Source organism: Xenorhabdus sp. PB62.4 (assembly GCF_014467285.1).
Taxonomy (GTDB): Bacteria; Pseudomonadota; Gammaproteobacteria; order Enterobacterales; family Enterobacteriaceae; genus Xenorhabdus.
The window spans coordinates 1-238 of record NZ_NKHR01000143.1 but is presented as its reverse complement, the minus strand read 5'-3'; the positions used below and the strand labels follow the sequence as shown (position 1 = coordinate 238).

Sequence of the window (238 nt, the reverse complement as noted above, 5' to 3'; positions counted from 1 at the left end):
TGTGACGGTATCCCCATTATCTCCTTTATTGCCAAATCCACCTGCCAACCCATAGGGGTCGATCCAATTAGAGGGGTTATGCACATAGCCATAAGGATTAAGGCCGCCTTTCAGCCCGATGGGGTCTTAGGGACGATTCCGGCACGGTCATACGGTTTTAAGCGATTTTTTCCTTGATTATCAGCTTATTAAAGAACCGCTTTTACCCGTTCCGCCCATTCCCGCGAACCTAAAATGC

Annotated in this window: 1 protein-coding gene; it reads right to left on the bottom strand. The window is 48.3% G+C overall.

Features of this window, described 5'->3' with window-relative positions; translation table 11 throughout:
- On the bottom strand, positions 1-114 hold a 114-nt coding region (locus Xenpb_RS20370; RefSeq protein WP_304952563.1), incomplete at its 3' end, for a hypothetical protein.
- Between the last annotated feature and the right edge of the window lie 124 nt (positions 115-238).